The following is a 25,357-nucleotide window of genomic DNA, read 5'->3' as shown; positions in this document are numbered from 1 at the left end:
ACGGAGTCGCGACGTCACGGCTCACGCGTCGAACGAGTGCACCGTCGTCGTCCGGTACGTCTGCCCCGGCCGCAGCACGGTCGAGGGGAACGACGGCTGGTTCGGCGAGTCCGGGAAGTGCTGGGTCTCCAGGCACAGCGCGTCGCCCTGCCGGTAGACGGAGCCGCCGGGGCCGGTCAGGGTGCCGTCGAGGAAGTTGCCCGAGTAGAACTGGAGCCCCGGCTGGTCGGTCGCGATGCGCAGGGTGCGGCCGGAGGCGCCGTCGCGCAGGGTGGCGACGTGCTCGGGGCGGTCGGTGATGCCCTTGTCCAGCACCCAGTTGTGGTCGAAGCCCTTGGCGGTGACGAGCTGCGGGTGGCCGTCCCGGATGTCCCGGCCGATCGGCTTGGCGCGGCGGAAGTCGAACGGGGTGCCCGCGACCTTAGCCAGCTCGCCGGTGGGGATCAGGCCGGCGTCGGTGGGCGTGAACCGGGAGGCGGCGATCGACAGCTCGTGGTCCTCGATCGTGCCGCTGCCCTCGCCGGCCAGGTTCCAGTAGACGTGGCTGGTGAGGTTGACGACGGTGGCCTTGTCGGTGGTGGCCTCGTAGTCGATGCGCCACTCGCCGCGCCGGGTGAGCGTGTACGTCACCTTCGCCTTGAGCGTGCCCGGGTAGCCCATCTCGCCGTCGACGCTGGTGTAGTGCAGGACCAGGCCCACGTCGGAGCCCTGGGTGAACGGCTCGACGTCCCACACCCGGTAGTCGAAGCCCAGGGCGCCGCCGTGCAGGGAGTTCTCGCCGTCGTTGACGGAGAGCTGGTACTGCTTGCCGTCCAGGGTGAAGCGGCCCTTGGCGATGCGGTTGCCGTACCGCCCGATCAGGGCGCCGAAGTGCGGGCTGCGGGCCACGTAGTCGTCGAGGTTGTCGAAGCCCAGGGAGACGTTCTCGTACCGGCCCCGGCGGTCGGGGATCTCCAGGGACTGCACGACGCCGCCGTACGACAGCACCTTCATCCGCGTGCCGCCGTTCTCCAGCGACCAGCGGTACACCTTCGTGCCGTCGGCGAGCTTGCCGAAGAGCTCCTTCACCGGCTTCCTGCCTCCCGTGGCGTGTGCCGTGCCGCCGAGCGTGGTGGCGGCGATGCCCGCGGCCGCGGCGGATGCCATGACCGTGCGTCTGCTCAGTTCCATTGCGGCTCCTGTACTTCCGTGAAAGAAGCGGGCCCCGCCACGAGCGGCGGGGCCCGGAGTGACTACGAACCGACCTTGCGCTTGTTCCACACGTCGAACCCGACCGCCGCCAGCAGCACCAGTCCCTTGATGACCTGCTGCCAGTCGGTGCCGATGCCGACGAGGTTCATGCCGTTGTTCAGCACGCCCAGGACCAGACCGCCGATGATCGCGCCGAGGACCGTGCCGACACCGCCGCTCATCGACGCGCCGCCGATGAACGAGGCCGCGATGGCCTCCAGCTCGAAGTTGAGGCCGGCCTTGGGAGAGGCCGCGTTGAAGCGGGAGGCGAAGACGAGACCCGCCAGGGCCGCGAGCATGCCCATGTTCAGGAAGACCAGGAAGGTGACCTTCTTGTCCTTCACGCCCGACAGCTTGGCCGCGGGCAGATTGCCGCCGATGGCGTAGATGTGGCGGCCGACGATCGCGTTGCGCATCAGGTAGCCGAAGCCGACGACCAGCACGCCCAGGATGAGCAGCACGATCGGGGCGCCCTTGTAGCTGGCCAGCAGCAGCGTGACCACGAGGACGGCGGAGACCAGTGCGACCAGCTTGAGCAGGAACAGCTTGGCCGGCAGCACGTCCAGGGAGAACTCCTGCTGGCGCTTGCGATCGCGGACCTCCTGGAAGACCACGAAGGCGATCAGCGCGAGACCGAGCAGCAGGGTGAGGTTGTGGTAGTTGGTGTTCGGGCCGACCTCGGGCAGGAAGCCGTTGGCTATCTTCTGGAGGTCCTTCGGGAACGGGCCGAGCGTCTGGCCCTTCAGGAAGATCTCCGTCAGACCGCGGAAGAGCAGCATGCCCGCGAGGGTCACGATGAACGACGGTATGCCGAGATAGGCGATGAAGAACCCTTGCAGGGCGCCCGCGACCGCGCCGATGGCCAGGCACAGCACCACCGCGAGCGGCCAGGACAGATCGTGTTCGACCATCAGGACGGCGGCCATCGCGCCGATGAACGCCGTCAGTGAGCCGACCGACAGGTCGATGTGGCCCGCGATGATGACGAGCATCATGCCGATCGCGAGGATCAGGATGTAGCTGTTCTGCAGCACCAGGTTGGAGACGTTGCGCGGCAGCAGCAGGTCGCCGTCGGACCAGACGGCGAACAGCGCCACGATCAGGCCGAGGGCGATCAGCATGCCGTACTGCCGCATGTTGCGGCGCATGCCGTCGAGCATCAGCTGCAGCAGGCCGCCCCCGTCGGCCGAAGCGCCCTTGCCCGGTGGTGCGGGGGCCGGGGTCTTGGCGGTCACGTCCGTGCTCATCGGGTTACCTCTTTGTCCTTCGTCATCTGACGCATCAGCGCTTCCTGCGACGCCTCGGCCCGCGAGAACTCACCCGTCAGCCGTCCCGCGGCCATCGTGTAGATGCGGTCGCACATGCCGAGCAGCTCCGGCAGTTCGGAGGAGATGAAGACGACCGCCTTGCCCTGGGCGGCCAGCTGGTCGATGACCGTGTAGATCTCGTACTTGGCGCCCACGTCGATGCCGCGGGTGGGCTCGTCCAGGATCAGCACCTCGGGACCCGCGAAGATCCACTTGCTGAGGACGACCTTCTGCTGGTTGCCACCGGACAGCTTGCCCACCGGCTCGAAGACGGTCGGCGCCTTGATGTTCATGGACTTGCGGAAGTCCTCGGCGACCTGCCGCTCCCCGTGCTCGTCGACGACACCCCGCTTGGCGACCTTGCCCAGCGCGGTCAGCGAGATGTTGCGGTTGATGTTGTCGATGAGGTTGAGGCCGTAGTGCTTGCGGTCCTCGGTGACGTACGCGATGCCGTGCTTGACCGCCTCCGGGACGGTCTTGGTACGGATCTCGGTGCCGTCGCGCAGGACCGTGCCGCCCGCGTACCGGCCGTAGGTGCGGCCGAACACGCTCATCGCCAGTTCGGTGCGGCCGGCGCCCATGAGACCGGCGATGCCGACGATCTCACCGCGCCGCACCTCGATCGACACGTCGTCGACGACCTTGCGCTGCTGGTCGAGGGGGTGGTGCACGGTCCAGTTGCGGATCTCCAGGGCCGGCGCGGACCCCGCCTCCGGCTGGTGCGGGGTCCGGTCCGGGAAGCGGTTCTCCAGGTCGCGGCCGACCATCCCGCTGATGATCCGGTCCTCGGTGGTGTCGGCCGCCTTCACGTCGAGCGTCTCGATGGAGCGCCCGTCGCGGATGATCGTGACCGAGTCGGCGACCCGGCGGATCTCGTTGAGCTTGTGGGAGATGATGATCGACGTCATCCCCTGGTTCTTCAACTGAAGGATCAGGTCGAGGAGTTTGCCGCTGTCCTCGTCGTTGAGCGCCGCCGTCGGCTCGTCGAGGATGAGCAGCTTCACCTTCTTCGACAGCGCCTTGGCGATCTCCACCAGCTGCTGCTTGCCCACGCCGATGTCGGCGACGCGGGTCTCCGGGTGCTCGTCCAGACCGACCCGGCGCAGCAGCTCGGTGGCGTGCCTGAGCGTGTCGTTCCAGTTGATCAGCCCGCGCTTGGCGTGCTCGTTGCCGAGGAAGATGTTCTCCGCGATGGAGAGGTACGGCACCAGCGCCAGCTCCTGGTGGATGATCACGATGCCGTGCTGTTCGCTCGCCCTGATGTCCTTGAACCGGCAGGTCTCCCCTTCGAAGAGGACGTCCCCCTCGTAACTGCCGTGCGGATGGACGCCGGAGAGCACCTTCATCAAGGTCGACTTGCCGGCGCCGTTCTCGCCGCAGATGGCGTGGACCTCGCCCTGGTGAACGGTCAGCGTGACGTCCGACAGCGCTTTGACACCGGGGAAGGTCTTGACGATCGAGCGCATTTCCAGGACGGGTCCCGCCATGGTCGTGCCTTCCAATCCTTGGGTGGGCCCGGTTACTTGAGGTCGTTCTCGGTGTAGTAGCCGTCGTCCACGAGGGCCTTCTTGTAGTTGGACTTGTCGACGCTGACCGGCTGCAGCAGGTAGGCGGGGACGACCTTGGCACCGTTGTCGTAGGACTTGGTGTCGTTGACCTCGGGCTTCTTGTCGTTCAGGGCGGCGTCGACCATGTTCGCGGCGACCTTGGCGAGCTTGCGCAGGTCCTTGTAGACGGTCTGGGTCTGCTCACCCGCGATGATCGACTTCACGGAGGCGAGCTCCGCGTCCTGACCCGTGACGACCGGCAACGGCTTGCCCGCGGAGCCGTAGCCGTCCGACTTCAGGGCGGACAGGATGCCGATGGAGATGCCGTCGTACGGCGAGAGCACGGCGTCGATGCGGGCGCTGCGGTAGCTGGAGGTCAGCAGGTCGTCCATGCGCTTCTGCGCGGTGCCGCCGTCCCAGCGCAGGGTGGTGACCTGGTTGAGGGCGGTCTGCTTGGACCGGACGACGAGCTGGCCCTTGTCCATGTACGGCTTCAGGACGTTCATCGCGCCCTGGAAGAAGTACCTGGTGTTGTTGTCGTCGTTGGAGCCGGCGAACAGCTCGATGTTGAAGGGGCCCTTCTTGGAACCGTCCTTCAGGCCGAGCTTGTCGGCGATGTAGCCGCCCTGCAGCTCGCCGACCTTCTCGTTGTCGAACGAGGCGTAGTAGTCGACGTTCTCGGTGCCGAGGATCAGCCGGTCGTAGGAGATCACCGGGATGTCGGCGTCCTTGGCCTGCTGGAGCACGTTGTTGAGGGACTTGTTGTCGATCGCGGCGACGATCAGGGCGTCCACGCCCTGCGTGATCATGTTCTCGATCTGGGAGACCTGCTGGTCGGGGTCGTCCTCGCCGTAGACGAGCTTGGTCTTGTACCCCTTGGCCTTCAGTTCCTTCTCGACGTTGGCGCCGTCGGCGATCCAGCGCTCGGAGGACTTGGTCGGCATCGCGATGCCGATGGTGGCGCCTTCGGTGCTGCCCTTGTCGTCGCTGCCACCCTCGCTGTTCTGGCCGCAGGCGGTCAGGGTGAGGGCGAGGGTGGCGGCCGAGGCGATGGTGGCGAGTGCGGCTCTGCGGTTGCGCATGGTCATCATCCTTGATGTGGGTGCAGGGCTCGGTCTGGTGGTGCCAGAACGCTTGAAACGCTGAGGGTGGAACGACCGAGAGCAGGTGTGTGGGATTGTGCGCGGTCGTGTCTTCTTTTGTGAAGGGGGTTTCCGGAACGTTATGACGAGATCTCGAACCGGTTGAGCGCCCCCGGAAGCCGCGTGCCGAGCGGGGCCATGTCCCCTTCGGCGCCGTGCCGTTGGAGGAGATCCAGGGCCAGCCGGCCGCGCCGCACGCGCTCCTTGGCGGTCGCCAGCGTCAGTTCGCGCAGGTGGTGTCCGTAGGGGTAGATCCCCGGCGCCTTCGACAGGCCGAACTTCAGGTACAGCGGGGCGCCGCGCCGGATCAGTTCGGCGACCTCGTACATGCGCACATAGCCGCCGAGGTCGTCCGGGGCCTCGATGTACATGTCCATCGGCGCGGCCGAAACCCGCCGGATTTCGGTCAGGTGATCCAGCGTCAGATCGCTGGGCACGTTGATCGAGTCGGCGCCGAGCCGCTCGTACACCTCGTACGAGGCCGGGTTGACGGGGCCCACGAGCGCGGACAGCTTGAGCGTGGTGTCGGCCGGGATGACACCGGCCGACCGTGCCCGGTGCAGGGTCCACAGCACGCCCTCGTCGGCGACGAGCAGGCACTTGACGCCCAGTTCCGTCGCCCGCACGGCGTCCTCGACGCACCCGGCGACCGCGTCGTGGCCGCGTGCCCGCAGCCCCGCGCCGCCGGAGTCGGTCCGGGTGGAACCGCCGATGTCCCAGGTGCCGCGCGGGCCGGTGAACAGGCAGAGCTCGATGTCGCGTTCGGCGGTGGACTCGACCATCTCGGTGATCTCGGCGTCGGTCAGCATCCAGACGCCGCTGCCCTGGCTGATCCGGTGGATCGGCACGTCCAGCCGTGAGGACTCCTTGAGGACCACGGCCAGCGCCTCCGGCCCCTCGCAGGAGGGGATCTCGGTGCGCCAGCGGCCGCCGCCCGGGAAGAAGTGCGGCGAGGCGTCGGCGGGATCGAGTGCGGGCGCGGCCAGGCCGAGGGCGGCGAGCGCCTGCTCGCCGGGCCTGCGGGCCGCTGCCTGGGCGGAAGAGTCGGTCACGGGCTGTCCTTCGTGTTCGATGGGCCGCCCCGATGTGCCGGTTCGATATACCGGACAAGGTTCGCGGCGAAGGGTACGGAAAGCTCGGTTCGGGTGGGTGTACGCCGGTACGGAGGCCGTCAGGTCGCCCCCGTACCGGCGTACGGCTTCAGGGGTGGAGCAGCACCTTGCCGACCTTCGGGTCACCGGCGCCCACCAGCTCGATGGCCTGCGCGAACTCGGCGAGCGGCAGCTCGTGCGTCACCAGCGGCAGCGGGTCGAGCAGACCGGCGGCGAAGACCCGCACGGTGTGCGCCCAGGCGTCCGGCGGTGCCCCGAAGACGGTGTGCACCTCCAGCTGACGCACCACCAGGTCGGTCGGGTCGAGACCGTCGGCGCCCGGCGCCGGGATGCCGGTCAGCACCAGCCGCCCGCCCCTGCGCAGCAACGCGGCGGAGATGCGGGACGCGTCCGCGGAACCGGCGGTCTCGATCACCACGTCGAAGTCGTCCGGCAGGGGCTGGTCCTTGGTGCGGAAGTCGGTGGCGCCGTACTGCCGGGACAGCGCCTCCCGGTCCCCGCGCGTGCCGACCACCAGCAGTTCGGCCGGGGAGGCGGCGCGCAGGAACTGCACGGCGAACATGCCGAGCGTCCCGGTGCCGACGACGGCGACCCGCTCGCCGGGACGGGCGTTCGCCTTGAGCGCGGCGGCCGCGATGCAGGCGGCCGGCTCCAGCAGGGCGGCCGCCGTCAGGTCGGCGTCGTCGGGCAGGACGTGCAGGAGACGGGCGGGCAGCGTCAGCGTGGGTGCCATGGCGCCCGGCTGGGTGAACCCGGTCTCCTCGTACCCGGCGCCGCACAGGGTGGTCTCGCCCGCGTGACAGCGGTCGCACACCTGGCAGTTGCGAAAGCCCTCACCGACGACCTTGCGGCCCACGAGGGACGCGGGCACCCCGGCGCCGACCGCGTCGACGGTCCCGGACCACTCATGGCCGGGGGTGAGCGGGTAACGCACGTACCCCTCGGGCCGGTTGCCCTGGTAGACCTCGCGGTCGCTGCCGCAGATCCCGGCGGCGTGCACCCGCACCAGCGCCTCGCCCGCACCGGGATCGCGCGGCTCGTGCGCCACGAGCCGGTGCTCGCCCGGCGCCTCGACGACGACCGCCCTGCTCATGCCTGCGTCCCCTTGGGCTTGCGCTGCTCCCAGCCCTCGGCCCACAGGTCGAACCGCGCCTGCTGCTGCGGGAACTCGGCCGCCGCGTCGGTGTCCAGCTCCACGCCGAGACCGGGAGCGTCGGAGAGGTGGAAGCACCCGTCCTCCGGGTCCACCACCGGCGCTCCCTTGACCACCTTCTTGATCTCCGCGTCGGCGAAGTCGTTGAAGTGCTCCAGGATCTTGAAGTTCGGCGCGGTGAAGCCGACCTGGAGGCTGGCGGCGGTGAGCACGGGACCGCCGACGTTGTGCGGGGCGACGAGCGTGTAGTGGGTCTCGGCGGTGGCGGCGAGCTTGCGGGTCTCCCAGATGCCGCCGATGTGACCCACGTCCGGCTGGATGATGTCGACGGACTGGTCCTCGAACAGCTCGCGGAACTCGATCCGGTCGTGGATGCGCTCACCCGTGGCGACGGGGATGTCCACCTTCTCGGCGACCTTCTTCAGCGCCCGGAGGTTCTCCGGCGGCACCGGCTCCTCCAGCCAGGCCGGCTTGAAGGGCGCCATCTCCTTGGCGAGCCGCACGGCGGTGGCGGGGGAGAAGCGGCCGTGCATCTCCAGCATCAGCTCGGCGTCGGGACCGATGGCGTCGCGCACGGCCTCGATCAGCGACACGGCGTACAGGGTCTGCTCGTGGTCGAGCTCGAAGTGCCCGGTGCCGAACGGGTCGATCTTCAACGCCCGGTAACCGCGCTCCATGACGCCCTGCGCGGCCTTGTGGTACGCCTCCGGGGTCCGCTCGGTGGTGTACCAGCCGTTGGCGTACGCCTTGACCTTGTCGGTGACCTTGCCGCCCAGCAGCTGCCAGACCGGGACGCCGAGGGCCTTGCCCTTGATGTCCCAGCAGGCCATCTCGACGACGGCGATACCGGACATCACGATCTCGCCGGCGCGGCCGTAGTCGCCGTACTTCATCCGGCGGACCAGGTCCTCGACAGCGAACGGGTCGGAACCGAGAATGTGGTTGGCCTCGGCCTCCTTCAGGTAGCCGAGGAGGGCGTCGGTGTGGCCGAGCATCCGGGTCTCTCCGACTCCGGTGACGCCCTCGTCGGTGTGCACCTGGACGTACGTCAGGTTGCGCCACGGCGTCCCGACCACGTGTGTGCTGATTCCGGTGATGCGCACGGCGGTTGCCCCTCGCTCTGTTCGATATTTCGTCAGTCGTTCGAAATGCTGGCGTGACAGTAAGGACGGGGCGGTGGGGGTGTCAATGGGTCGGACAGGTAACGGTTTCGCCAGTTTCGCAAGCGCGGGGCGCGGCGGCCCCGGCCGTTTTCCCACACAACTTTCACAGCGGCGTCTAGGAACGCGCCCCTTGCGGAACTTAATCTTCCCGCGTCATGGACTACTGCCACCCGTGCCGACGGCACCTCAACGGCGCCCTCGCCTGTCCTGGGTGCGGCACTCCAGCCGAGCAACCTCCCTCGGCCGAGGGCTACGTGACGTCCGATGAGGGGCGGGCACCGCGGGCCGCCGACGAGCCGGAGGACGCCCCCGACGCCGCGAGCCCGGCCGGAGGCGGCAGGGCGAGCCGCCGGGACCGCAAGGCCGCCGCGCACCGCCGCCGGCGCCGCCGGACGCTGCTCATCGCCGCGGGTTTCGTACTCGCGGCCGGCGGGCTGAGCCTCGCCGAACTCGGTATGGACGCCCCGGACTCCGCGGCGCAGCCGGCTGCCGCCGGGGGCGAGACGGCGGACGGCGCGTCGACGCGGGAGGTGGGGGAGGCGTCGGCGGCACCGGTCGACGACACATCGGCAACGACGCCCACCTCGTCCACCCCGACCCCCGGCGCCTCCACCTCGCCCTCGGCGTCCGCGTCGGCATCGGCGTCGGCGTCGGCGTCCCCGGAGGCGGACGACTCCGCGCAGGCGGACGGCACGGAGTCCCCGCCGACCTCGTCGGCACCGGAAACAGCCCCGCCCCCGGCACCACCGTCCACGTCCCCGAACGATCCGCCCCCGACCACGACCCCCACCCCGACCCCGACCCCGGACCCCACCCCCACAGAAACCTGCGACCGTTTCCTGTGGTGGTGCACATAGCCTGCCGAGCCGCACACCCCCGCCGCGGACCTCGCGCCGCCCCGCCGTGGGCCCCCGACCGGCCGGCCCAGCCGCAGGCCCGCGCCGCCCCGCCCGCCGAGCCGCGGGCTCCCGCCCCGCCCGCCCCGCCGCGGGCAGTCGTGCCGCAGGGCGGCACGGGTGGGCGCGGCGGCACCCCGTCAGCGCCGGGCCGCGCGGCCTACCCCTGACGACAACGCCGGGCCACCGGCAAGCACGCGCCCACCGGGCCCACCCCCGGACGGCAACGCCGCGTCACCGGCGAACCCGGTCTCACCGCACCCCGCTCACTCGCCCAGCATCCGACGCAACGCATCCCGCAGAGCGACCCGCTCCCCCTCCGACAACCCCGCGAGCGGCGCCCGCGCGAACCGCAGCGACTCCCGCAGCCCCCGCGCCACCCGCCGCCCCTCGTCCGTCGCCGCCGCGACCTTCACCCGCCGGTCCGCCGGGTCCGGCCGCCGCTCGACCAGCCCCCGCGCCTCCAGCCGGTCCACGATCCCCGTCACGTTCGACGGCTCGCACTTCAGCTTCTGCGCCAGCTTCCGCATCGGCAGCGGCTCCAGCGACAGCAGGCTGAGCAGCTTGGCCTGTGCCCCGGTGAGGGCCCGCTCCGCCGCGGCCTCCTCGTAGTCCGCGTGGAAGCGGGCCACGACCTCGCCGATCAGTTCGACGACTTCCAGGGTGAGCGCGTCGGGTCGGCGGGGAGTGTCGCGTGGTGTGGCCATGGAATCCAGGGTACCCAGTTGTTTGACAACCTGAAATGTTCAGTCGCATGGTTGTTTCATAGCCTGAAACATCTCCGCAAGCCCAGGAAGGCACCCCCATGGCCGACTCCCCCGCTCTCCCCGCCGTCAACCGCGAATGGCACCTGCTCAGCCGCCCGGTCGGCTGGCCCAAGCCGGAGGACTTCGCCCTCGTCGAGGCGGAGGTCCCCACCCCGGGTGAGGGCCAGGTGCTGGTGCGCAACCTGTACGTCTCCGTCGACCCGTACATGCGCGGCCGCATGAGCGCCGCCAAGTCCTACGTCGCCCCCTTCGAGCTCGGCAAGGTCATGCAGGGCGGCGCGGTCGGCGAGGTCGTCGCCTCCAACGCCGAGGGCGTCGCCGTCGGCGACCACGTCCTGCACTTCTTCGGCTGGCGCGAGTACGCCGCCGTGGACGCCAAGAACGCCGTCAAGGTCGACCCGGAGGCCGCGCCGCTGTCGACGTACCTCGGTGTGCTCGGCATGACCGGCCTCACCGCCTACGCCGGCCTGCTGCGCACCGCGGCCTTCAAGGAGGGCGACGCGGTGTTCGTCTCCGGCGCCGCCGGTGCCGTCGGCAGCCAGGTCGGCCAGATCGCGAAGCTCAAGGGCGCCTCGCGGGTCATCGGCTCGGCCGGTTCCGACGAGAAGGTCAAGCTGCTCGTCGACGAGTACGGCTTCGACGCCGCCTTCAACTACAAGGAGGGCCCGGTGAGCGAGCAGCTGCGCGCCGCGGCCCCGGACGGCATCGACGTCTACTTCGACAACGTGGGCGGCGACCACCTGGAGGCCGCCATCGGCTCCCTCAACCGGGACGGCCGCATCGCCGTCTGCGGCATGATCTCGGTCTACAACAACACCGAGCCCGCCCCCGGCCCGAGGAACCTCGCCCGCCTCATCCAGACCCGCGGCCGCATCGAGGGCTTCCTGGTCGGCGACCACTACGACCTCCAGCCGCAGTTCGTCCAGGAGGTCGGCCCCTGGGTCCGCTCCGGCGAGCTGAAGTACCGCGAGACGGTCGTCGAGGGGATCGAGAACAACCTGGAGGCCTTCCTCGGCGTCCTGCGCGGCGACAACACCGGCAAGATGATCGTCAAGCTCTGAGCCGGAAGGCGGACCTTCACGGAGTTTCCGGCATGCGGTAGCGTCATTCCGAAATCCGTCGTGATCGTGGGCGCGAGTCACGGCGGACCGAGGAGGAAGACACCCGCATGCCCATCCAGCAGTCCGAGGTCCTGTACACCGCCGTCGCCACCGCAGAGAACGGGCGCGACGGGCGCGTGGCCACCGATGACGGCAAGCTCGACGTGGTCGTGAACCCGCCCAAGGAGATGGGCGGCAGCGGCGCCGGCACCAACCCCGAGCAGCTGTTCGCCGCCGGCTACAGCGCCTGCTTCCAGGGCGCGCTCGCCGTCGTGGCCCGCCAGGAGGGCGCCGACGTCTCCGGTTCGACCGTCACCGCGAAGGTCGGCATCGGCAAGAACGACGACGGCTTCGGCATCATCGTCGAGATCTCCGCCGAGATCCCCGCCGTGGACGCCGCCACCGCGCGGTCCCTGGTGGAGAAGGCCCACCAGGTCTGCCCGTACTCCAAGGCGACCCGCGGCAACATCACCGTGACGCTCGTCTGACCGGGCCCCTCACGCACGACGCGGGCCGCACCCCGGGAGCCCGGGGTGCGGCCCGCGTCGCCCGGTAGAGTGCCGTCCATGCGTGATCTTGGGGCGGGATTCGGCCATCTCCTGAAGGGCCAGCGCTGGGTGGCCCGGCACGGCAAGAGCTACGGCTTCGGGCTCGTCCCGGGCCTGATCACCCTCGTCCTGTACGTGGGCGTGCTGGTCGCGCTGGCGCTGTGGGGCGAGGACGTCGTCGCCTGGGCGACCCCGTTCGCCGACGACTGGTCGAGCCCCTGGGCCGGGCTCTTCCGCGGTTTCCTCACCGCCGTGCTGTTCGCCCTCGTCCTGCTCCTGGCCGTCCTCACGTTCACCGCGGTCACCCTGCTGGTGGGGCAGCCCTTCTACGAGAGCCTCTCCGAGCGGGTCGACCGGGACGTCTCCCCGGACGGCACCGCGCCCGAGTCGGACCTGCCGCTCTGGCGCGAGCTGTGGGTCTCCGGCCGCGACAGCCTGCGCATCGTGGTGCGCGCCGCCGTCTGGGGCGTGCTGCTCTTCGCCGCCGGCTTCGTCCCGGTCGTCGGCCAGACGGTCGTGCCGGTGATCGGCTTCTTCGTCACCGGCTTCTTCCTCACCGAGGAGCTGGCCGCCGTCGCCCTCCAGCGCCGCGGGGTTGAGCTGCGCGACCGCCTCGCCCTGCTCCGCTCCCGCAGGATGCTGGTCTGGGGCTTCGGCACGCCGCTGGGCGTGGCCTTCCTGGTGCCGTTCGTCGCGGTGTTCCTGATGCCGGGCGCGGTCGCGGGCGCCACGCTCCTCGCCCGCGAGCTGCTGGGCGAGGAGACCCGCGAGGGCGGCACCGCCCCCACCGGCGACGGTCCCTCCGACGACGACCCGGCATCCGGCGGCGCGTTCACGGACCCCGCCGGGCGGAGCGGGCGTTTGTGAAAGGTTCGTACGAACCGCGTACCGAACGCTCCTTCGCGGGGCGTCGGACCACCGCGGCGATTACCGTCGAACCGGGACGGTTCCGTACGTCCCCCGCGGGACAGCCCCGGCCCGGGACCTGACGGCCTGGCCGGGGCTCACGCGGCTACCGCGCCGAGAACCCGTACACCGTCTCCGAACGGAACGCCTCGCCCGGCCGCAGCACCGTGCTCGGGAAGTCCGGCCGGTTCGGGGAGTCCGGGAAGTGCTGCGTCTCCAGCGCGATGCCGTCGCCGGGCGCGAACGGCTCGGCCAGATGGTCCGCGGTGTAGAGCTGGAGACCGGGCTCGGTGGTCGCGACCGTCACCGCGCGCCCGGACGCCGGGTCGTACAGCTCGGCGACCGGCACCGCGGTGTCCGTCACCCCCTTGTCGAGGACGAAGTTGTGGTCGTAGCCCGCACCGACCTTGCGGGCTTCCCGGAAATCGAAGCGCGTGCCCGCCACCTCGGCGGGCGCACCCGCCGGAATCAGGTCCGCGTCTACCGGCGTCATCCGGGACGCGGCGATCCGCAGCTCGTGGCCGCCGGTGTGACCGGAGCCGCTCAGATTGAAGTAGCTGTGGTTGGTCGGGTTCAGCACGGTCGGCGCGTCGGTGACCGCCTCGTAGGCGATCCGCAGCGCTCCGGACTCGTCCAGCGTGTACGTCGCCGAGATCTCCAGGCGGCCCGGGAAGCCCTCCTCGCCGTGCGGGCTGACCCGGCTGAGGCGGACGCCGTGCCCGACGGGCTCCGCGTCCCACACGCGCTTGTCGAAGCCCCGCTCGCCGCCGTGCAGCGAGTTCGGCCCGTTGTTGAGCGCCAGCGCGTACGTCCGCCCGTCCAGCGGGAAACGGCCGCCCGCGATCCGGTTGGCGTACCGTCCGACGAGCGCGCCGAAGTACGGCTCCGGGTGCGTCACATAACCGTCCAGGTCCGCGAACCCCAGCACCACGTCCGCGGTGTGCCCGTCCCGGTCCGGGACCTCGGCCGACTGCACGATCCCGCCGTACGTCAGCACCCGCACCCGCACGCCGGCCCGCTCCAGGGTCCAGCGGTGGACCGGCGTGCCGTCGGAAAGTGTGCCGAAGAGTTCGTTCATGTGCGGAACTCTAGGACACGTCAGGAACCCCCCGGGGGAGCGGTCTCATCAGGGCTTCTTCGCGGTGACGGTGCGATAGGCGATCTCCGCCAGCCGGGCCTGTCCGTTCACGCTCGGGTGGAACCAGTCCCACTGGCTCAACTGGTCGGTGCCGAACCGGAAGGCGTGCACCGCGCCGCCGTCGGTGCGGCACTTGCGGTCCTTCGCGCAGACGTCCCGCAGCACCTCGTTGTAGTCGTCCACCCGGTCCCGCACCGTGTTGCGCCGCAGCGTCGCCGCCGAGTCCACGGCGTCCGCGTCGGCCAGCATCGACGGGCAGATGCCCAGCTTCCACACCTGCTTGCCCAGCGGGTTGGCGCGCCCCTCGGACCACAGCCGCTTCAGGTCCGGGATGCTCGCCACGAACACCTGCGCCTTGGGCAGTTCCCTGCGCAGCGTGCGCATCGCGTCCTCGAACTGGGCCCGGAAGTCGGCCACCGGGGTCATCGCGTCGATCGTGGTCCGGCAGGCGTCGTTCGCCCCCGCCATCACCGTCACCAGCTCCGGCTTCCGTGCCGCCGCCCGCGTCACCTGCCCGGTCAGATCCGCCATCCGGGCCCCGGTGACCGCGTAGTTCCAGCTCCGCCCCGCCGCCTTGGTCCCCAGCAGCCGTACGGCCAGACTGTCGACCTCGGCACTGCTGCCGGTCGCCCACGACACCTCCGGGCAGTCCGACAGGATCGTGCAGGCGTCGAAGCCGCGCGTGATGGAGTCGCCCACCGCGGCGATCGACTCAGGGCTCGTGTCCCACGCCGGCGTGGGCTTCGGGGACGGCCGGCCGGACCCGGTGCCGGACGCGCCGGGGGAGTCGCCGCCGAAGGCGTCACAGCCGGCCGCGCCCAGGACGGCGGCGGTCAGAGCGGCGAGCACGACACGCGAACGGCGCAATCGGTTCCGCCTCCCGCGATCCGTCCCCTGCCCCATGCCCGTACCGTCCCTCGCCTCGTGCCTCCAACGTCCTCAACCCATGACACCGCGCCAGGGTTCCCGGCGGCGGCGATGCGGCGGCTCACATCCGCACAAGCGTCCTGCCGGGTGAATGCCGGGAGTTTCCCGGCACCGGGACCGACGGTACGTCACACTCCTTGCGCCGTCGCACGGTAGCCTCGCCCTCATGTGGCCCGCCCGGTCACGGCCGTTCCACCCGTTCCGAGATGTCCCGCTCAGCCCGGAGGTTCCGGTGACGACACGTGGAGTTCTGTACGTGCACTCCGCGCCGCGCGCGCTCTGCCCGCACGTCGAGTGGGCCGTCGCCGGGGTGCTCGGCACACGCGTCGCCCTGGACTGGATCCGGCAGCCCGCCTCGCCCGGCACCTGGCGCTCGGAGTTCTCCTGGCAGGGCCAGGCCGGCACCGCCTCCAAACTCGCCTCTGCGCTGCGCGGCTGGCAGATGCTGCGCTTCGAGGTCACCGCGGAGCCGTCCGCCGGAGCCGAGGGCGAGCGCTACAGCTGCACCCCCGACCTCGGCATCTTCCACGCCGTCACCGGCATCCACGGCGACATCCTGATCCCCGAGGACCGGCTGCGGGCCGCCCTGGCCCGCTCCCAGGGCGGCGAGACCGACCTGGAGAAGGAGATCGCCAAGCTCCTCGGCAAGCCCTGGGACGACGAACTGGAGCCGTTCCGCTACGCCGGCGAGGGCGCCCCGGTCCGCTGGCTCCACCAGGTGGTGTAGGAACGCCCGCGAACGCGCCCCTTCAGGGGCGCGGGGCGCTGCCGATGTGCGGCTCCGCCGCGTGGGCGCGAGCAATCACATCGGACCCGCACCCGGCAAAGAACCCGCTGCGAACGGCGATGGCCCGAACCCCCTCCCAGGGGTCCGGGCCATCAAACGTTCAGCGAGGCCTCTCAGACCGTCCGGAACGCCAGGACGACGTTGTGGCCACCGAAGCCGAACGAGTCGTTCAGCGCGGCGATACGGCCCTCGACGGGCAGCTTGCGGGCCTCACCGCGGACGATGTCCGCGGTGGCCTCGGCCTCCGGGTCGAGGTTCTCGATGTTGATGGTCGGCGGCGCCACCCGGTGGTACAGGGCGAGCACCGTCGCGACGGACTCCACGCCGCCCGCGCCACCGAGGAGGTGACCGGTCATCGACTTGGTGCCGGAGACCGCCATGTGGTCCACGTCGTCGCCGAGGACCTTGCGCAGCGCCTTCAGCTCGGCGAGGTCACCGGCCGGCGTCGAGGTGGCGTGCGCGTTGACGTGCACGATCTCCGCCGGGTTCAGGTCGGTGCGGTCCAGCAGGTGCTGAAGGGCGGCGGAGATGCCGCGGCCCTCGGGCTCCGGCTGCACGATGTCGTGGCTGTCGGCGGAGATGCCCTGGCCGACCGCCTCCGCGTAGACGCGGGCACCGCGCTCGGCGGCGTGCTCGGCGGACTCCAGTACGAGGACGCCGGCGCCCTCGCCGAGGACGAAGCCGTCCCGGGCGGTGTCCCAGGGGCGCGAGGCGCCCTGCGGGTCGTCGTTGTTCTTGGACATCGCCATCATGTTGCCGAACGCGGCGATGGGCAGCGGGTGGATCGCCGCCTCCGTGCCACCCGCGACGACGACGTCGGCACGGCCGGAACGGATCATCTCGATGGCGTAGCCGATGGCCTCGGCGCCCGACGCGCAGGCGGAGACCGGCGTGTGCACGCCCGCCCGGGCGCCCACGGCCAGACCCACGTTGGCGGAGGGGCCGTTCGGCATCAGCATCGGCACGGTGTGCGGGGAGACGCGGCGGACGCCCTTCTCCTTGAGCACGTCGTACTGGTCCAGCAGGGTCGTCACGCCGCCGATGCCGGAGGCGATGACCGCACCGAGCCGGTCGGGGTCGATGGAACCGTCCTCACCGGCCTTGCCGGTGAAGCCGGCGTCCTTCCACGCCTCCTGGGCCGCGATCAGCGCGAACTGCGCCGAGCGGTCCAGCCGGCGGGCCTGGGGCCGCGGAATGACCTCGGAGGGGTCCACGGCGGCCGGGGCCGCGATGCGGACCGCCTGGTCGGCGGCCCACTCCTGCTCGAGGGGCTTGGCGCCGGACCTGCCGGCCACCAGGCCCTCCCAGGTAGAGGCTGCGTCGCCACCCAGCGGTGTGGTTGCGCCGATACCGGTGACGACCACGGTGCGATTGGTCGAGCTCACGGGAATTCTTTCTCCAACGGGATACGGATTCGTACGGCGCCACCGCCGGGTGGCGGGGCAGTCAGCCCAGAGGGCGTGATCGGTCGATCAGCTCTGGTGCTTGAGGATGTAGTCGGTCGCGTCGCCGACGGTCTTGAGGTTCTTGACGTCGTCGTCCGGGATCTTGACGTCGAAACGCTCTTCGGCGGCGACGACGACCTCGACCATGGACAGCGAGTCGACGTCCAGGTCGTCGGTGAAGGACTTGTCCAGCTGGACGTCCTCAACCGGGATACCGGCGATCTCGTTCACGATCTCGGCGAGACCGTCGACGATCTCCTTCTGAGTGGCGGCCATTGCGGCGCTCCTTCGTAGATGTTCCAGAGGGTGTGGCTCTTGTGTTCCGCCCCGGACCGCATGATCCGGCACGGAGTGCCTAGGGGAGAGTAACGACCGTCGCGGCGTAGACGAGACCCGCCCCGAAGCCGATGACGAGCGCGGTGTCGCCGCTCTTCGCCTCACCGGTCGCCAGGAGCCGCTCCATGGCGAGCGGAATCGAGGCGGCCGAGGTGTTGCCGGTGGTGCGGATGTCACGGGCGACCGTGACGTGCTCCGGCAGCTTCAGCGTCTTCACCATCGAGTCGATGATCCGCACGTTGGCCTGGTGCGGAATGAAGACATCCAGGTCGTCCGGGCTGATCCCGGCCGCGTCCAGCGCCTGCTGGGCGACCTTGGCCATCTCGAACACGGCCCAGCGGAACACCGCCTGGCCCTCCTGCGTGATCGCAGGAAACTTCACGTTGCCCGCGTCGTCCACGGGCAGTTCGGAGACGTCGCCGATCCTGAAGCGGTCCCACGGCACCGTCTGCTTGATCGTCTCGGACTTGTCGCCCTCCGAGCCCCAGACGGTCGGGCCGATCGCCGGCTCCTGGGACGGGCCGACCACGACCGCGCCGGCGCCGTCGCCGAACAGGAAGGCCGTGGCCCGGTCCGTCAGGTCGGTCAGGTCGGACAGCCGCTCCACGCCGATGACGAGGACGTACTCGGCGGAGCCCTCGACGATCATGCCCTTGGCCAGGGTCAGGCCGTAGCCGAAGCCCGCGCAGCCCGCCGAGATGTCGAAGGCCGCGGCCTTCTCGGTGCCGAGCCTGTCGGCGATCTCGGTGGCGATGGCCGGGGTCTGGCTGAAGTGCGACACGGTCGAGACGACCACCGCGCCGATCTGCGAGGCGTCGATCCCGGCGTCCGCGATGGCCTTGCCGGACGCCTCGATCGACATCGCCGCGACGGTCTCCTCGGGCGAGGCCCAGTGCCGCGTCTCGATGCCGGAGCGCGAGCGGATCCACTCGTCGGACGAGTCGATCGTCTCGAGGATCACCTCGTTGGGCACGACCCGCGTCGGGCGGTAGCCGCCCACGCCGAGGATGCGCGCGTACGGGGCGCCCTTGCTGGGCTTGATCTTCGGCATGCTCTGGGGCTCCTTGTCAGGCCTGCTCGGCGACGAGCGCGCGGGCCGCGTCGAGGTCGGCGGGGGTCTTCAGGGCCAGCGTCTTCACGCCGGGCAGGGCGCGCTTGGCCAGGCCGGTCAGCGTGCCACCGGGGCACACCTCGATCAGGGCGGTGACGCCGAGTTCCTTGAAGGTCTCCATGCACAGGTCCCAGCGGACCGGGTTGGCGACCTGGCCGACCAGACGCTCCAGTACTTCGCCGCCGCCGGCGACGGCCCGCCCGTCCTTGTTGGAGACGTACGTCACCCTCGGGTCGGCCGGCGTGAGCTCCTTGGCGGCCTCGGCCAGCTTGTCCACCGCGGGCGCCATGTGGTGCGTGTGGAACGCGCCGGCGACCTTCAGCGGCACGACCTTGCGGACGCCCTCGGGCTTGTCCTCGTTCAGCGCCGCCAGCTGCTTCAGGGTGCCGGCCGCCACGATCTGACCCGCGCCGTTCATGTTGGCCGGGGTCAGGCCGAGCTGCTCCAGGTGCGCCACGCTCACCTCGGGGTCGCCGCCGAGCAGCGCCGACATGCCGGTCTCGGTGACCGCGGCGGCCTCGGCCATGGCCAGGCCCCGCCGGCGTACGAGGGTCAGCGCGGCGGTGTCGTCGAGGACGCCCGCGAAGGCGGCGGCGGTGATCTCGCCGACGCTGTGGCCCGCGACAGCGCCCGGCGTCACGTCACCGAGTGCCGCGGCGGACAGGAGTCCGGCGGCGACCAGCAGCGGCTGCGCCACGGAGGTGTCGCGGATCTCGTCCGCGTCGGCCTTCGTGCCGTAGTGAGCGAGGTCGAGTCCGATGGCGTCGGACCACGCGGCGACGCGGTCGGCGGCGCCGGGGAGGTCGAGCCATTCAGTCAGGAAGCCGGGCGTCTGGGCACCCTGGCCGGGAGCGACGAGTACGAGCACTCTCACACTCTCTCTTGAGGACGGCCACGACCGCCCGTGGGGACAAGGACGAAGAACACGAGGGGGTTTTGTGGACCCCCGACAAAAGCCTAGAGTTGCGGATCTCCATCGGCCAGACGCCCCAGGATGAGCGCGATCCGCAGTGTGAACGCAGACCGTACATCAGAGGGCGACCAGCCGGTGACGTCAGTCACACGTCGGAGCCGGTAGCGCACGGTGTTCGGGTGAACGAAGAGCATGCGCGCGGCGCCTTCGAGGCTGCTCGCCTGCTCCAGATAGACACTGAGCGTCTCCAGGAGCGCGGCCCCGGCGTCCTCCAGCGGTCTGTAGATCTCCTCCACCAGCTGCTCGCGGGCCGAAGGGTCGGAGGCGATCGCGCGCTCCGGCAGCAGATCGTCCGCCAGGACCGGGCGCGGGGCGTCCTGCCAGGCGGTGCAGGCCTTGAGTCCGGCCGCGGCGGCCTGCGCGGACCGGGTCGCGGCCAGCAGGTCCGGCACCACCGGGCCGGCCACCACGGGCCCCTGGGCGAACGGCCCGATCAGGGACTTCGCGACGGCCAGCGGGTTGTCGCTGCCGCCCGCGATCACCACCAGCCGGTCCCCGAGCACCCCGGTCAGCACCTGGAGCTTGGCGTGCCGGGCCGCGCGCCGGATGGCCTCCACGGTCAGTTCGGAGTCCCCGTCGGGTGCGGTGCCCAGCACCACGCACACGTGTTCGGGGGAGTTCCAGCCCAGCGCCGCCGCCCGGGACACGGCCCCCTCGTCGGCCTCGCCGCTGAGCACGGCGTTCACCACGAGCGACTCCAGCCGCGCGTCCCAGGCGCCGCGTGCCTCGGCGGCCTGCGCGTACACCTGGGCGGTCGCGAAGGCGATCTCCCGGGCGTACACCAGCAGCGCCTCGCGCAGCACGGACTCGTCGCCCGGGGCGGCGACCTCGTCGATGGCCGACTCCATGACCTCGATCGTGGTCCGCACCATCTCGACGGTCTGCCGCAGCGTGATCGCCCGGGTCAGCTCGCGCGGCGCGGTGCCGAAGACGTCGGTGGAGATGGCCTGCGGGGCGTCCGGGTGCCGGAACCACTCGGTGAAGGCGGCGATACCGGCCTGGGCGACCAGCCCGATCCAGGAACGGTTCTCCGGGGGCATCGCCCGGTACCACGGCAGTGTCTCGTCCATCCGCGCGATCGCCTGCGCGGCGAGTGATCCGGAGGACTGCTCCAGCCGCTTCAGGGTCGCGGTATGCGGATGGACGGCGCGCGCCGCGGGCTCGGGGTTGCTGGTTTCGGGTTCGGGCACGGGGACAAGACTGCCTTATCCGGACGGGCGGGCGTGTCGCCGGGTCTACGGTGGACGGCGTGATGGACGTACGGCGCGCCGACGAGCGCTATCCAGGCGGCGACCGGTCGGCCGGCATCGAGTCGCGCCACGCCTTCTCCTTCGGCCCCCACTACGACCCCGGCAACCTCCGCTTCGGCGCGCTGATCGCCTGCAACGAGGAACGCCTCGCCCCCGGCGCGGGCTTCGACGAGCATCCGCACAGCCACACCGAGATCGTCACGTGGGTGGTGGAGGGCGAGCTGACCCACCGGGACAGCGCGGGCCACGAGACGCTCGTGCGGCCCGGGGACGTGCAGCGCCTCAGCTCTGCGGGCGGCGTCCGCCACGTCGAGCGCAACGACGGCCCGGCGCCGCTGACCTTCGTCCAGATGTGGCTGGCCCCGCGCGAGCCCGGCGGCGACCCGTCCTACGAGATCGTGCACGGCATCGCCGACTCCACCCCGTACGCCGTCCCGGAGGCGGGCGCCATGCTCCACGTGCGGCGCCTGGCGGCGGGCGAGCGGACGGCGGTGCCGGACGCGGCGCACGTCTACGTCCACGTCGTGCGCGGCTCCGTACGCGTCGACGGCGAGGAGCTGGACGCGGGGGACGCGGCGCGGATCACGGACGCGGAGGGGACGGACGCGGTGGCCCTCACCGCGTCCGAACTCCTCGTGTGGGAGATGTCCTAGACCTCCGCGAGCACCGCGTCCGTGAACGGCGGCCACGCCTCGACCGCCCACGGCCCGAAGGCGCGGTCGGTCAGGGCCACGCAGGCCACACCCGCGTCCGGGTCGACCCACAGGAACGTGCCCGACTGGCCGAAGTGCCCGAAGGTGCGGGGCGAGGACGAAGCGCCCGTCCAGTGCGGGGACTTGGCGTCGCGGATCTCGAAGCCGAGACCCCAGTCGTTGGGGTTCTGGTGGCCGTAGCCCGGCAGCACACCCTTGGTGCCCGGGTACTGGACCGTCATCGCCTCGGCGACCGTGCGCGGGTCCAGCAGCCGCGGTGTTTGTACCTCGGCGGCGAACCGCAGCAGGTCCTCGACCGTCGAGACGCCGTCCTTGGCGGGAGAGCCGTCCAGGGTGGTGTCCGTCATGCCCAGCGGCTCCAGCACCGCCTGCCGCGCGTACTCGGCGAAGGGGATGTCCGTCGCCTTCGCGATGTGGTCGCCGAGCTGCTCGAAACCGGCGTTGGAGTACAGCCGGCGCTCCCCGGGCGGGGCGGTCACCCGGTGCTCGTCGAAGGCCAGCCCGGAGGTGTGCGCGAGGAGGTGACGGACCGTCGAACCGGCCGGACCGGCGGGCTCGTCCAGCTCGATCGCGCCCTCCTCGTACGCGACGAGCGCCGCGTACGCCGCGAGCGGCTTGGTGACCGAGGCGAGGGGGAAGCGCTGCCCGACGGGTCCGTGCGACCCCAGGACCGTGCCGTCGGCGCGCACGACACCCGCCGCCGCGGTGGGAACCGGCCAGTTCTCGATCAACAAGAGGCTCTTCAAGGACATGGCTCCGAGCCTAAGCGGCTCACAGGTACAGCCGCATCGAGGGGTCCGTGTCCCGTGTGAAGCCGAGGGCGGCGTACAGGGGCTCGGCGTCGGCGGACGCGGTCAGCATGACGTGCCCGGCGCCCCGTTCGCGGAACCACGCCAGCAGTTCGTCCATGCAGGCGCGCGCGTATCCGCGGCGTCGGGCGTCCGGGTCGGTCGCGACGCTGAAGACGTACCCGATCAGCCCGCTCGCCGGCCTGCCCGGGCCGCCGATCCGGTACTCCAGCGTCCCCACCACCAGGGCCGCCAGCGCGTCCGGCCGGTCGGGGTGGTCGACGACGAACGCCGCGAAGTCCCCGTCCGGGGCGGCCAGCCGCTTGCGCAGCTCGGGCAGGGAGCCGTCCTGCCAGTCGGTGGGCGAGCCGGGGGACATCGCGTCGATCATCACCTGGCGCAGACGCAGCACTTCCCGCGCGTCCTCGGCCACGGCACGGCGTACGAGACTCATGCCGTCACGCTAGTCACCTGCCCCGCCGGCTGTCCCGCCCCTTTCTCACCTGCCGTGCTTGCCTGGAGTGCACTCCAAGGTCATAGCGTGGGGGTCATGACGGTGATGCAGACCACGGCCGGGCTCGTCCAGCCGAACGCCACCAGAACAGACATCTGCGCCGCCCCGCCCCGGCGCCACCCGCGCCCCGACGGCCAGGACCGCTACACCATCAGCGAGGTCGTCGCCTTCACCGGGCTGACGGCCCACACCCTGCGCTGGTACGAGCGGATCGGCCTGATGTCCACCATCGACCGCTCGCACACCGGGCAGCGCCGCTACAGCAACCGCGACCTCGACTGGCTCGACTTCGTCGGCAAGCTGCGCATGACCGGTATGCCGGTGGCCGACATGGTCCGGTACGCGGAGCTGGTGCGCGAGGGCGAGAGCACGTACCTCGACCGGCGCGAACTCCTGGAGTCGACCCGCCGCGACGTACTGACGCGGATCGCGGAACTCCAGGACACCCTCGCCGTGCTCGACCGCAAGATCAGTTTCTACGGGGACGCGGGACGCGCCCGTGAACGCGAAGGGGAGAGGACCCGATGACCGACAGCAGGATCCCGGCGGTGCGGCTCGGCGACGGCGGCCCGGAGGTGGGCGTCCAGGGCCTCGGCTGCATGGGCATGAGCTTCGGGTACGGCCCGTCGGACGCGGACCAGTCCCGGGCGACCCTGGAACGGGCGTTGGAGCTGGGCGTCACGCTCTACGACACGGCCGACGCGTACGGCGCGGGGGAGAACGAACGGTTCCTGGCGCCGTTCTTCAAGGCGCACCGCGACGAGGTCGTCGTCGCGACCAAGTTCGCCCTGTCGATCCCGCCGGACGACCCCACGAAGCGGGTCATCCGCAATGACGAGCCGTACGTCCGTGAGGCGGTCGAGGCCAGCCTGCGCCGTCTGGACGTGGACGTCATCGACCTCTACTACATGCACCGGCGCGACGTGAACGTGCCGATCGAGGAGACCGTCGCCGTCATGGCCGACCTGGTCCGCGAGGGCAAGGTCAAGCATCTCGGCCTGAGCGAGGTGACGGGCGACGAGCTGCGGGCCGCGCAGGCGGTGCATCCGATCGCCGCCGTGCAGTCGGAGTGGTCGCTGTTCAGCCGGGACATCGAGGCGGGCGTGGTGCCCGCCGCCCGTGAACTGGGCGTGGCCCTCGTGCCCTACTCGCCGCTCGGCCGGGGCTTCCTCACCGGCTCCTTCGCCGACGCCGGCCAGGACCTGACGGCCGGTGACTTCCGCCGTCAGCAGCCCCGCTTCACCGGCGACAACGCGGCGGCCAACGCGGCCCTGCTCGACCCGGTCCGCACGGTCGCCGACGCCCACGGCGCCACCCTCGGCCAGATCGCCCTGGCCTGGGCCCAGCAGCGGGCGCGGGTGCACGGCCTGCCGGTCGTCCCGATCCCCGGCACCCGCAAGCCGGCCCGGGTGGAGGAGAACACGGCGGCCACGAGGATCGTCCTCACCGACGAGGAGCTGTCCCTGCTGGAGCCGATCGCGGGCAAGGTCGCGGGCGACCGCTACGCGGACATGACGTTCACGTCGGCGGGCCGGGAGTAGAGGGCGGTGCTGTCGGACGCCGGGGAGGCAACGCCGCCAGGGGCGCGGGGACCTGCGCGACCAGCCGCACACAACCGGCACCGGGCAACGAACCAGCGCCCGGCACACGCTAAAGCTGCGCCAGCAGCTCCGCCTTCTTAGAGGTGAACTCCTCGTCCGTCACCAGCCCCTGCTGATGCAGCTCCCCGAGGTGCCGGATGCGCTCGGCGATGTCCGCGGGATCCCGTCGAGGCGCCGGCACCGGCACCGGCACGCCCGCGCCCTGCTCCCGCACCGCGGCCAGCACCGCCGCGGCGAACGGCAGCGACTCGTGCACCGGCCCGTACCCGAGCCCGAACACGACCGACGCGGGGTCCTGGTCGGCCTGTGGAGCGGTCGCCGCGGCGTCTCGCGGCAGCAGCCGCAGGTATCCCTCGAACGCCTCGGGGGACCGCCACTCCACCCCGCCCAGTCCGGCGACCGGGAAGCTCTGGTCGCCGGCCTTCCACTTCGCCGACGACGCGCCCGTCCAGGACCAGCGGAACGTCACCGCCGTACCGTCGAAGGACGCCTTGCCGTCGTACGCCTTGAACTGCAGCGGTGCCTCGGGCGCCGCCACCAGGTACCGCTCGGTCTTGCCGGACTCGCTCAGCAGCCCCCGCAGCTCGTCGGCGTAGTACTCCGCGAGGGTCTCCCGCTCGGCGGGCAGGACCAGCCGGTACGGATCGCAGCCCTCCTTGAGCTGACCGGCCGCCGCCTCCATGAGCGGATCGGCGCCGGGACGCGGCTCGGCGCGCAGCACGACGGTGCCGCGTTTCCCGGGCGTCAGCGTCACCCCGGCGAGCGCCTCCAGCGGGACGCGGCGTTCCCCCAGCGCCTGGAACAGCTTGGGTGTTCGAATCCCCCGTTCGTAGCGGATGAGCACGGAGTCGGACTCGAACTCCCAGGCGGCATGAAATCCGGCCAGTACGTCACCCATGCGGC

26 protein-coding genes are annotated in these 25,357 nt (G+C 71.1%); 8 read left to right on the top strand and 18 right to left on the bottom strand.

Annotated features, from left to right (window positions below; translation table 11 throughout):
• Nucleotides 1–21: 21 nt before the first annotated feature.
• From ACIRG6_RS02305 to ACIRG6_RS02275, 7 genes are all read right to left on the bottom strand, one after another.
• Entirely contained in the window at nucleotides 22–1,170 is a 1,149-nt protein-coding gene (locus ACIRG6_RS02305) for an aldose epimerase family protein (protein WP_351139162.1), read from the bottom strand.
• 62 nt (nucleotides 1,171–1,232) lie between these two features.
• Nucleotides 1,233–2,477 (bottom strand): multiple monosaccharide ABC transporter permease, encoded by a 1,245-nt coding sequence (gene mmsB / locus ACIRG6_RS02300; RefSeq protein ID WP_318218415.1) that lies wholly within the window; start codon nucleotides 2,475–2,477, stop codon nucleotides 1,233–1,235.
• Complete coding sequence (gene mmsA / locus ACIRG6_RS02295; protein WP_365024002.1) at nucleotides 2,474–4,024, bottom strand: multiple monosaccharide ABC transporter ATP-binding protein; 1,551 nt, start codon at nucleotides 4,022–4,024, stop codon at nucleotides 2,474–2,476. Before mmsA ends, mmsB begins: the two co-directional genes overlap by 4 nt.
• Before the next feature lie 32 nt (nucleotides 4,025–4,056).
• A complete protein-coding gene (gene chvE / locus ACIRG6_RS02290) occupies nucleotides 4,057–5,166 on the bottom strand; it encodes a multiple monosaccharide ABC transporter substrate-binding protein (RefSeq protein WP_364677297.1) in 1,110 nt (369 codons plus the stop codon).
• Between the two features lie 140 nt (nucleotides 5,167–5,306).
• On the bottom strand, nucleotides 5,307–6,278 hold the full coding sequence (locus tag ACIRG6_RS02285) for a glycosyltransferase family protein (protein WP_318218413.1): 972 nt from the start codon (nucleotides 6,276–6,278) through the stop codon (nucleotides 5,307–5,309).
• A gap of 148 nt (nucleotides 6,279–6,426) precedes the next feature.
• Nucleotides 6,427–7,431 (bottom strand): zinc-dependent alcohol dehydrogenase, encoded by a 1,005-nt coding sequence (locus tag ACIRG6_RS02280; protein WP_350719685.1) that lies wholly within the window; start codon nucleotides 7,429–7,431, stop codon nucleotides 6,427–6,429.
• Nucleotides 7,428–8,594 carry a mandelate racemase/muconate lactonizing enzyme family protein gene (locus ACIRG6_RS02275; RefSeq protein WP_350719683.1) on the bottom strand — a complete coding sequence of 389 codons (1,167 nt, stop codon included), beginning with the start codon at nucleotides 8,592–8,594 and terminating at the stop codon, nucleotides 7,428–7,430. Before ACIRG6_RS02275 ends, ACIRG6_RS02280 begins: the two co-directional genes overlap by 4 nt.
• Before the next feature lie 215 nt (nucleotides 8,595–8,809).
• Here ACIRG6_RS02275 and ACIRG6_RS02270 point away from each other — a divergent pair, with 215 nt between their 5' ends.
• Nucleotides 8,810–9,511 carry an SCO2400 family protein gene (locus tag ACIRG6_RS02270; protein WP_450152401.1) on the top strand — a complete coding sequence of 234 codons (702 nt, stop codon included), beginning with the start codon at nucleotides 8,810–8,812 and terminating at the stop codon, nucleotides 9,509–9,511.
• A gap of 305 nt (nucleotides 9,512–9,816) precedes the next feature.
• Here the strand turns inward: ACIRG6_RS02270 and ACIRG6_RS02265 are convergent, their stop codons facing one another.
• Nucleotides 9,817–10,257: a MarR family winged helix-turn-helix transcriptional regulator gene (locus ACIRG6_RS02265; RefSeq protein WP_350719679.1), complete on the bottom strand. Its 441-nt coding sequence runs from the start codon at nucleotides 10,255–10,257 to the stop codon at nucleotides 9,817–9,819.
• A 98-nt stretch (nucleotides 10,258–10,355) separates the two neighbouring features.
• On the opposite strand from ACIRG6_RS02265, the gene ACIRG6_RS02260 reads away from it, so the two are divergent.
• The 3 genes from ACIRG6_RS02260 to ACIRG6_RS02250 all read left to right on the top strand — a co-directional run bounded on the left by ACIRG6_RS02260 (nucleotide 10,356) and on the right by ACIRG6_RS02250 (nucleotide 12,832).
• Complete coding sequence (locus ACIRG6_RS02260) at nucleotides 10,356–11,378, top strand: NADP-dependent oxidoreductase (RefSeq protein WP_403320286.1); 1,023 nt, start codon at nucleotides 10,356–10,358, stop codon at nucleotides 11,376–11,378.
• 107 nt (nucleotides 11,379–11,485) lie between these two features.
• Nucleotides 11,486–11,905 (top strand): organic hydroperoxide resistance protein, encoded by a 420-nt coding sequence (locus ACIRG6_RS02255; protein WP_189227980.1) that lies wholly within the window; start codon nucleotides 11,486–11,488, stop codon nucleotides 11,903–11,905.
• A 78-nt stretch (nucleotides 11,906–11,983) separates the two neighbouring features.
• Entirely contained in the window at nucleotides 11,984–12,832 is an 849-nt protein-coding gene (locus tag ACIRG6_RS02250; RefSeq protein ID WP_403320285.1) for an EI24 domain-containing protein, read from the top strand.
• Between the two features lie 145 nt (nucleotides 12,833–12,977).
• Here ACIRG6_RS02250 and ACIRG6_RS02245 read toward each other — a convergent pair whose 3' ends face one another.
• Nucleotides 12,978–13,949 carry an aldose epimerase family protein gene (locus tag ACIRG6_RS02245; RefSeq protein WP_364677306.1) on the bottom strand — a complete coding sequence of 324 codons (972 nt, stop codon included), beginning with the start codon at nucleotides 13,947–13,949 and terminating at the stop codon, nucleotides 12,978–12,980.
• A gap of 48 nt (nucleotides 13,950–13,997) precedes the next feature.
• Nucleotides 13,998–14,912: an SGNH/GDSL hydrolase family protein gene (locus ACIRG6_RS02240; protein ID WP_403320283.1), complete on the bottom strand. Its 915-nt coding sequence runs from the start codon at nucleotides 14,910–14,912 to the stop codon at nucleotides 13,998–14,000.
• A gap of 256 nt (nucleotides 14,913–15,168) precedes the next feature.
• Here ACIRG6_RS02240 and ACIRG6_RS02235 point away from each other — a divergent pair, with 256 nt between their 5' ends.
• Nucleotides 15,169–15,663 carry a DUF3145 domain-containing protein gene (locus tag ACIRG6_RS02235; protein WP_225638308.1) on the top strand — a complete coding sequence of 165 codons (495 nt, stop codon included), beginning with the start codon at nucleotides 15,169–15,171 and terminating at the stop codon, nucleotides 15,661–15,663.
• Between the two features lie 173 nt (nucleotides 15,664–15,836).
• On the opposite strand, the gene ACIRG6_RS02230 is transcribed toward ACIRG6_RS02235, so the two are convergent.
• From ACIRG6_RS02230 to fasR, 5 genes are all read right to left on the bottom strand, one after another.
• Complete coding sequence (locus tag ACIRG6_RS02230) at nucleotides 15,837–17,108, bottom strand: beta-ketoacyl-[acyl-carrier-protein] synthase family protein (protein ID WP_239768308.1); 1,272 nt, start codon at nucleotides 17,106–17,108, stop codon at nucleotides 15,837–15,839.
• A gap of 87 nt (nucleotides 17,109–17,195) precedes the next feature.
• Nucleotides 17,196–17,444 (bottom strand): acyl carrier protein, encoded by a 249-nt coding sequence (locus tag ACIRG6_RS02225; protein ID WP_077795951.1) that lies wholly within the window; start codon nucleotides 17,442–17,444, stop codon nucleotides 17,196–17,198.
• A 79-nt stretch (nucleotides 17,445–17,523) separates the two neighbouring features.
• On the bottom strand, nucleotides 17,524–18,555 hold the full coding sequence (locus tag ACIRG6_RS02220; RefSeq protein WP_239768310.1) for a ketoacyl-ACP synthase III: 1,032 nt from the start codon (nucleotides 18,553–18,555) through the stop codon (nucleotides 17,524–17,526).
• 16 nt (nucleotides 18,556–18,571) lie between these two features.
• Nucleotides 18,572–19,483, bottom strand: coding sequence for an ACP S-malonyltransferase (locus ACIRG6_RS02215; protein WP_364677311.1), 912 nt, complete (start codon nucleotides 19,481–19,483; stop codon nucleotides 18,572–18,574).
• Between the two features lie 89 nt (nucleotides 19,484–19,572).
• Entirely contained in the window at nucleotides 19,573–20,778 is a 1,206-nt protein-coding gene (fasR, locus tag ACIRG6_RS02210) for a fatty acid biosynthesis transcriptional regulator FasR (RefSeq protein ID WP_239768312.1), read from the bottom strand.
• A gap of 62 nt (nucleotides 20,779–20,840) precedes the next feature.
• Here fasR and ACIRG6_RS02205 point away from each other — a divergent pair, with 62 nt between their 5' ends.
• A complete protein-coding gene (locus ACIRG6_RS02205) occupies nucleotides 20,841–21,491 on the top strand; it encodes a pirin family protein (protein WP_364677490.1) in 651 nt (216 codons plus the stop codon).
• Here the strand turns inward: ACIRG6_RS02205 and ACIRG6_RS02200 are convergent.
• Entirely contained in the window at nucleotides 21,488–22,303 is an 816-nt protein-coding gene (locus ACIRG6_RS02200) for a serine hydrolase domain-containing protein (protein ID WP_403320279.1), read from the bottom strand. The two genes, ACIRG6_RS02205 and ACIRG6_RS02200, sit on opposite strands and share 4 nt — an antisense overlap.
• A 19-nt stretch (nucleotides 22,304–22,322) precedes the next feature.
• On the bottom strand, nucleotides 22,323–22,793 hold the full coding sequence (locus tag ACIRG6_RS02195; RefSeq protein WP_364677314.1) for a GNAT family N-acetyltransferase: 471 nt from the start codon (nucleotides 22,791–22,793) through the stop codon (nucleotides 22,323–22,325).
• 96 nt (nucleotides 22,794–22,889) lie between these two features.
• On the opposite strand from ACIRG6_RS02195, the gene ACIRG6_RS02190 reads away from it, so the two are divergent.
• Entirely contained in the window at nucleotides 22,890–23,381 is a 492-nt protein-coding gene (locus ACIRG6_RS02190; RefSeq protein WP_239768315.1) for a MerR family transcriptional regulator, read from the top strand.
• Entirely contained in the window at nucleotides 23,378–24,394 is a 1,017-nt protein-coding gene (locus tag ACIRG6_RS02185; RefSeq protein ID WP_364677316.1) for an aldo/keto reductase, read from the top strand. Before ACIRG6_RS02190 ends, ACIRG6_RS02185 begins: the two co-directional genes overlap by 4 nt.
• Before the next feature lie 109 nt (nucleotides 24,395–24,503).
• Here ACIRG6_RS02185 and ACIRG6_RS02180 read toward each other — a convergent pair whose 3' ends face one another.
• Complete coding sequence (locus ACIRG6_RS02180; protein WP_364677318.1) at nucleotides 24,504–25,352, bottom strand: DUF4429 domain-containing protein; 849 nt, start codon at nucleotides 25,350–25,352, stop codon at nucleotides 24,504–24,506.
• Nucleotides 25,353–25,357: the final 5 nt, after the last annotated feature.

Source organism: Streptomyces flaveolus (genome assembly GCF_044765825.1).
Classification (GTDB): domain Bacteria; phylum Actinomycetota; class Actinomycetes; order Streptomycetales; family Streptomycetaceae; genus Streptomyces; species Streptomyces flaveolus.
The sequence above is the reverse complement of the archived record's forward strand: the minus strand, read 5'-3'. Positions and strand labels throughout refer to the sequence as shown.

Bases quoted from the DNA above. Each gene is read 5' to 3' on its own strand.
- ACIRG6_RS02190 (WP_239768315.1), top strand. From the start codon at position 22,890: ATGACGGTGATGCAGACCACGGCCGGGCTCGTCCAGCCGAACGCCACC.
- mmsB (WP_318218415.1), bottom strand. From the start codon at position 2,477: ATGAGCACGGACGTGACCGCCAAGACCCCGGCCCCCGCACCACCGGGC.
- ACIRG6_RS02305 (WP_351139162.1), bottom strand. From the start codon at position 1,170: ATGGAACTGAGCAGACGCACGGTCATGGCATCCGCCGCGGCCGCGGGC.
- mmsA (WP_365024002.1), bottom strand. From the start codon at position 4,024: ATGGCGGGACCCGTCCTGGAAATGCGCTCGATCGTCAAGACCTTCCCC.
- ACIRG6_RS02200 (WP_403320279.1), bottom strand. From the start codon at position 22,303: ATGTCCTTGAAGAGCCTCTTGTTGATCGAGAACTGGCCGGTTCCCACC.
- ACIRG6_RS02245 (WP_364677306.1), bottom strand. From the start codon at position 13,949: ATGAACGAACTCTTCGGCACACTTTCCGACGGCACGCCGGTCCACCGC.
- ACIRG6_RS02280 (WP_350719685.1), bottom strand. From the start codon at position 7,431: ATGAGCAGGGCGGTCGTCGTCGAGGCGCCGGGCGAGCACCGGCTCGTG.
- ACIRG6_RS02180 (WP_364677318.1), bottom strand. From the start codon at position 25,352: ATGGGTGACGTACTGGCCGGATTTCATGCCGCCTGGGAGTTCGAGTCC.
- ACIRG6_RS02260 (WP_403320286.1), top strand. From the start codon at position 10,356: ATGGCCGACTCCCCCGCTCTCCCCGCCGTCAACCGCGAATGGCACCTG.
- ACIRG6_RS02240 (WP_403320283.1), bottom strand. From the start codon at position 14,912: ATGGGGCAGGGGACGGATCGCGGGAGGCGGAACCGATTGCGCCGTTCG.
- ACIRG6_RS02185 (WP_364677316.1), top strand. From the start codon at position 23,378: ATGACCGACAGCAGGATCCCGGCGGTGCGGCTCGGCGACGGCGGCCCG.
- ACIRG6_RS02195 (WP_364677314.1), bottom strand. From the start codon at position 22,793: ATGAGTCTCGTACGCCGTGCCGTGGCCGAGGACGCGCGGGAAGTGCTG.
- ACIRG6_RS02205 (WP_364677490.1), top strand. From the start codon at position 20,841: ATGGACGTACGGCGCGCCGACGAGCGCTATCCAGGCGGCGACCGGTCG.
- ACIRG6_RS02220 (WP_239768310.1), bottom strand. From the start codon at position 18,555: ATGCCGAAGATCAAGCCCAGCAAGGGCGCCCCGTACGCGCGCATCCTC.
- chvE (WP_364677297.1), bottom strand. From the start codon at position 5,166: ATGCGCAACCGCAGAGCCGCACTCGCCACCATCGCCTCGGCCGCCACC.
- ACIRG6_RS02265 (WP_350719679.1), bottom strand. From the start codon at position 10,257: ATGGCCACACCACGCGACACTCCCCGCCGACCCGACGCGCTCACCCTG.
- ACIRG6_RS02270 (WP_450152401.1), top strand. From the start codon at position 8,810: ATGGACTACTGCCACCCGTGCCGACGGCACCTCAACGGCGCCCTCGCC.
- ACIRG6_RS02250 (WP_403320285.1), top strand. From the start codon at position 11,984: ATGCGTGATCTTGGGGCGGGATTCGGCCATCTCCTGAAGGGCCAGCGC.
- ACIRG6_RS02225 (WP_077795951.1), bottom strand. From the start codon at position 17,444: ATGGCCGCCACTCAGAAGGAGATCGTCGACGGTCTCGCCGAGATCGTG.
- ACIRG6_RS02255 (WP_189227980.1), top strand. From the start codon at position 11,486: ATGCCCATCCAGCAGTCCGAGGTCCTGTACACCGCCGTCGCCACCGCA.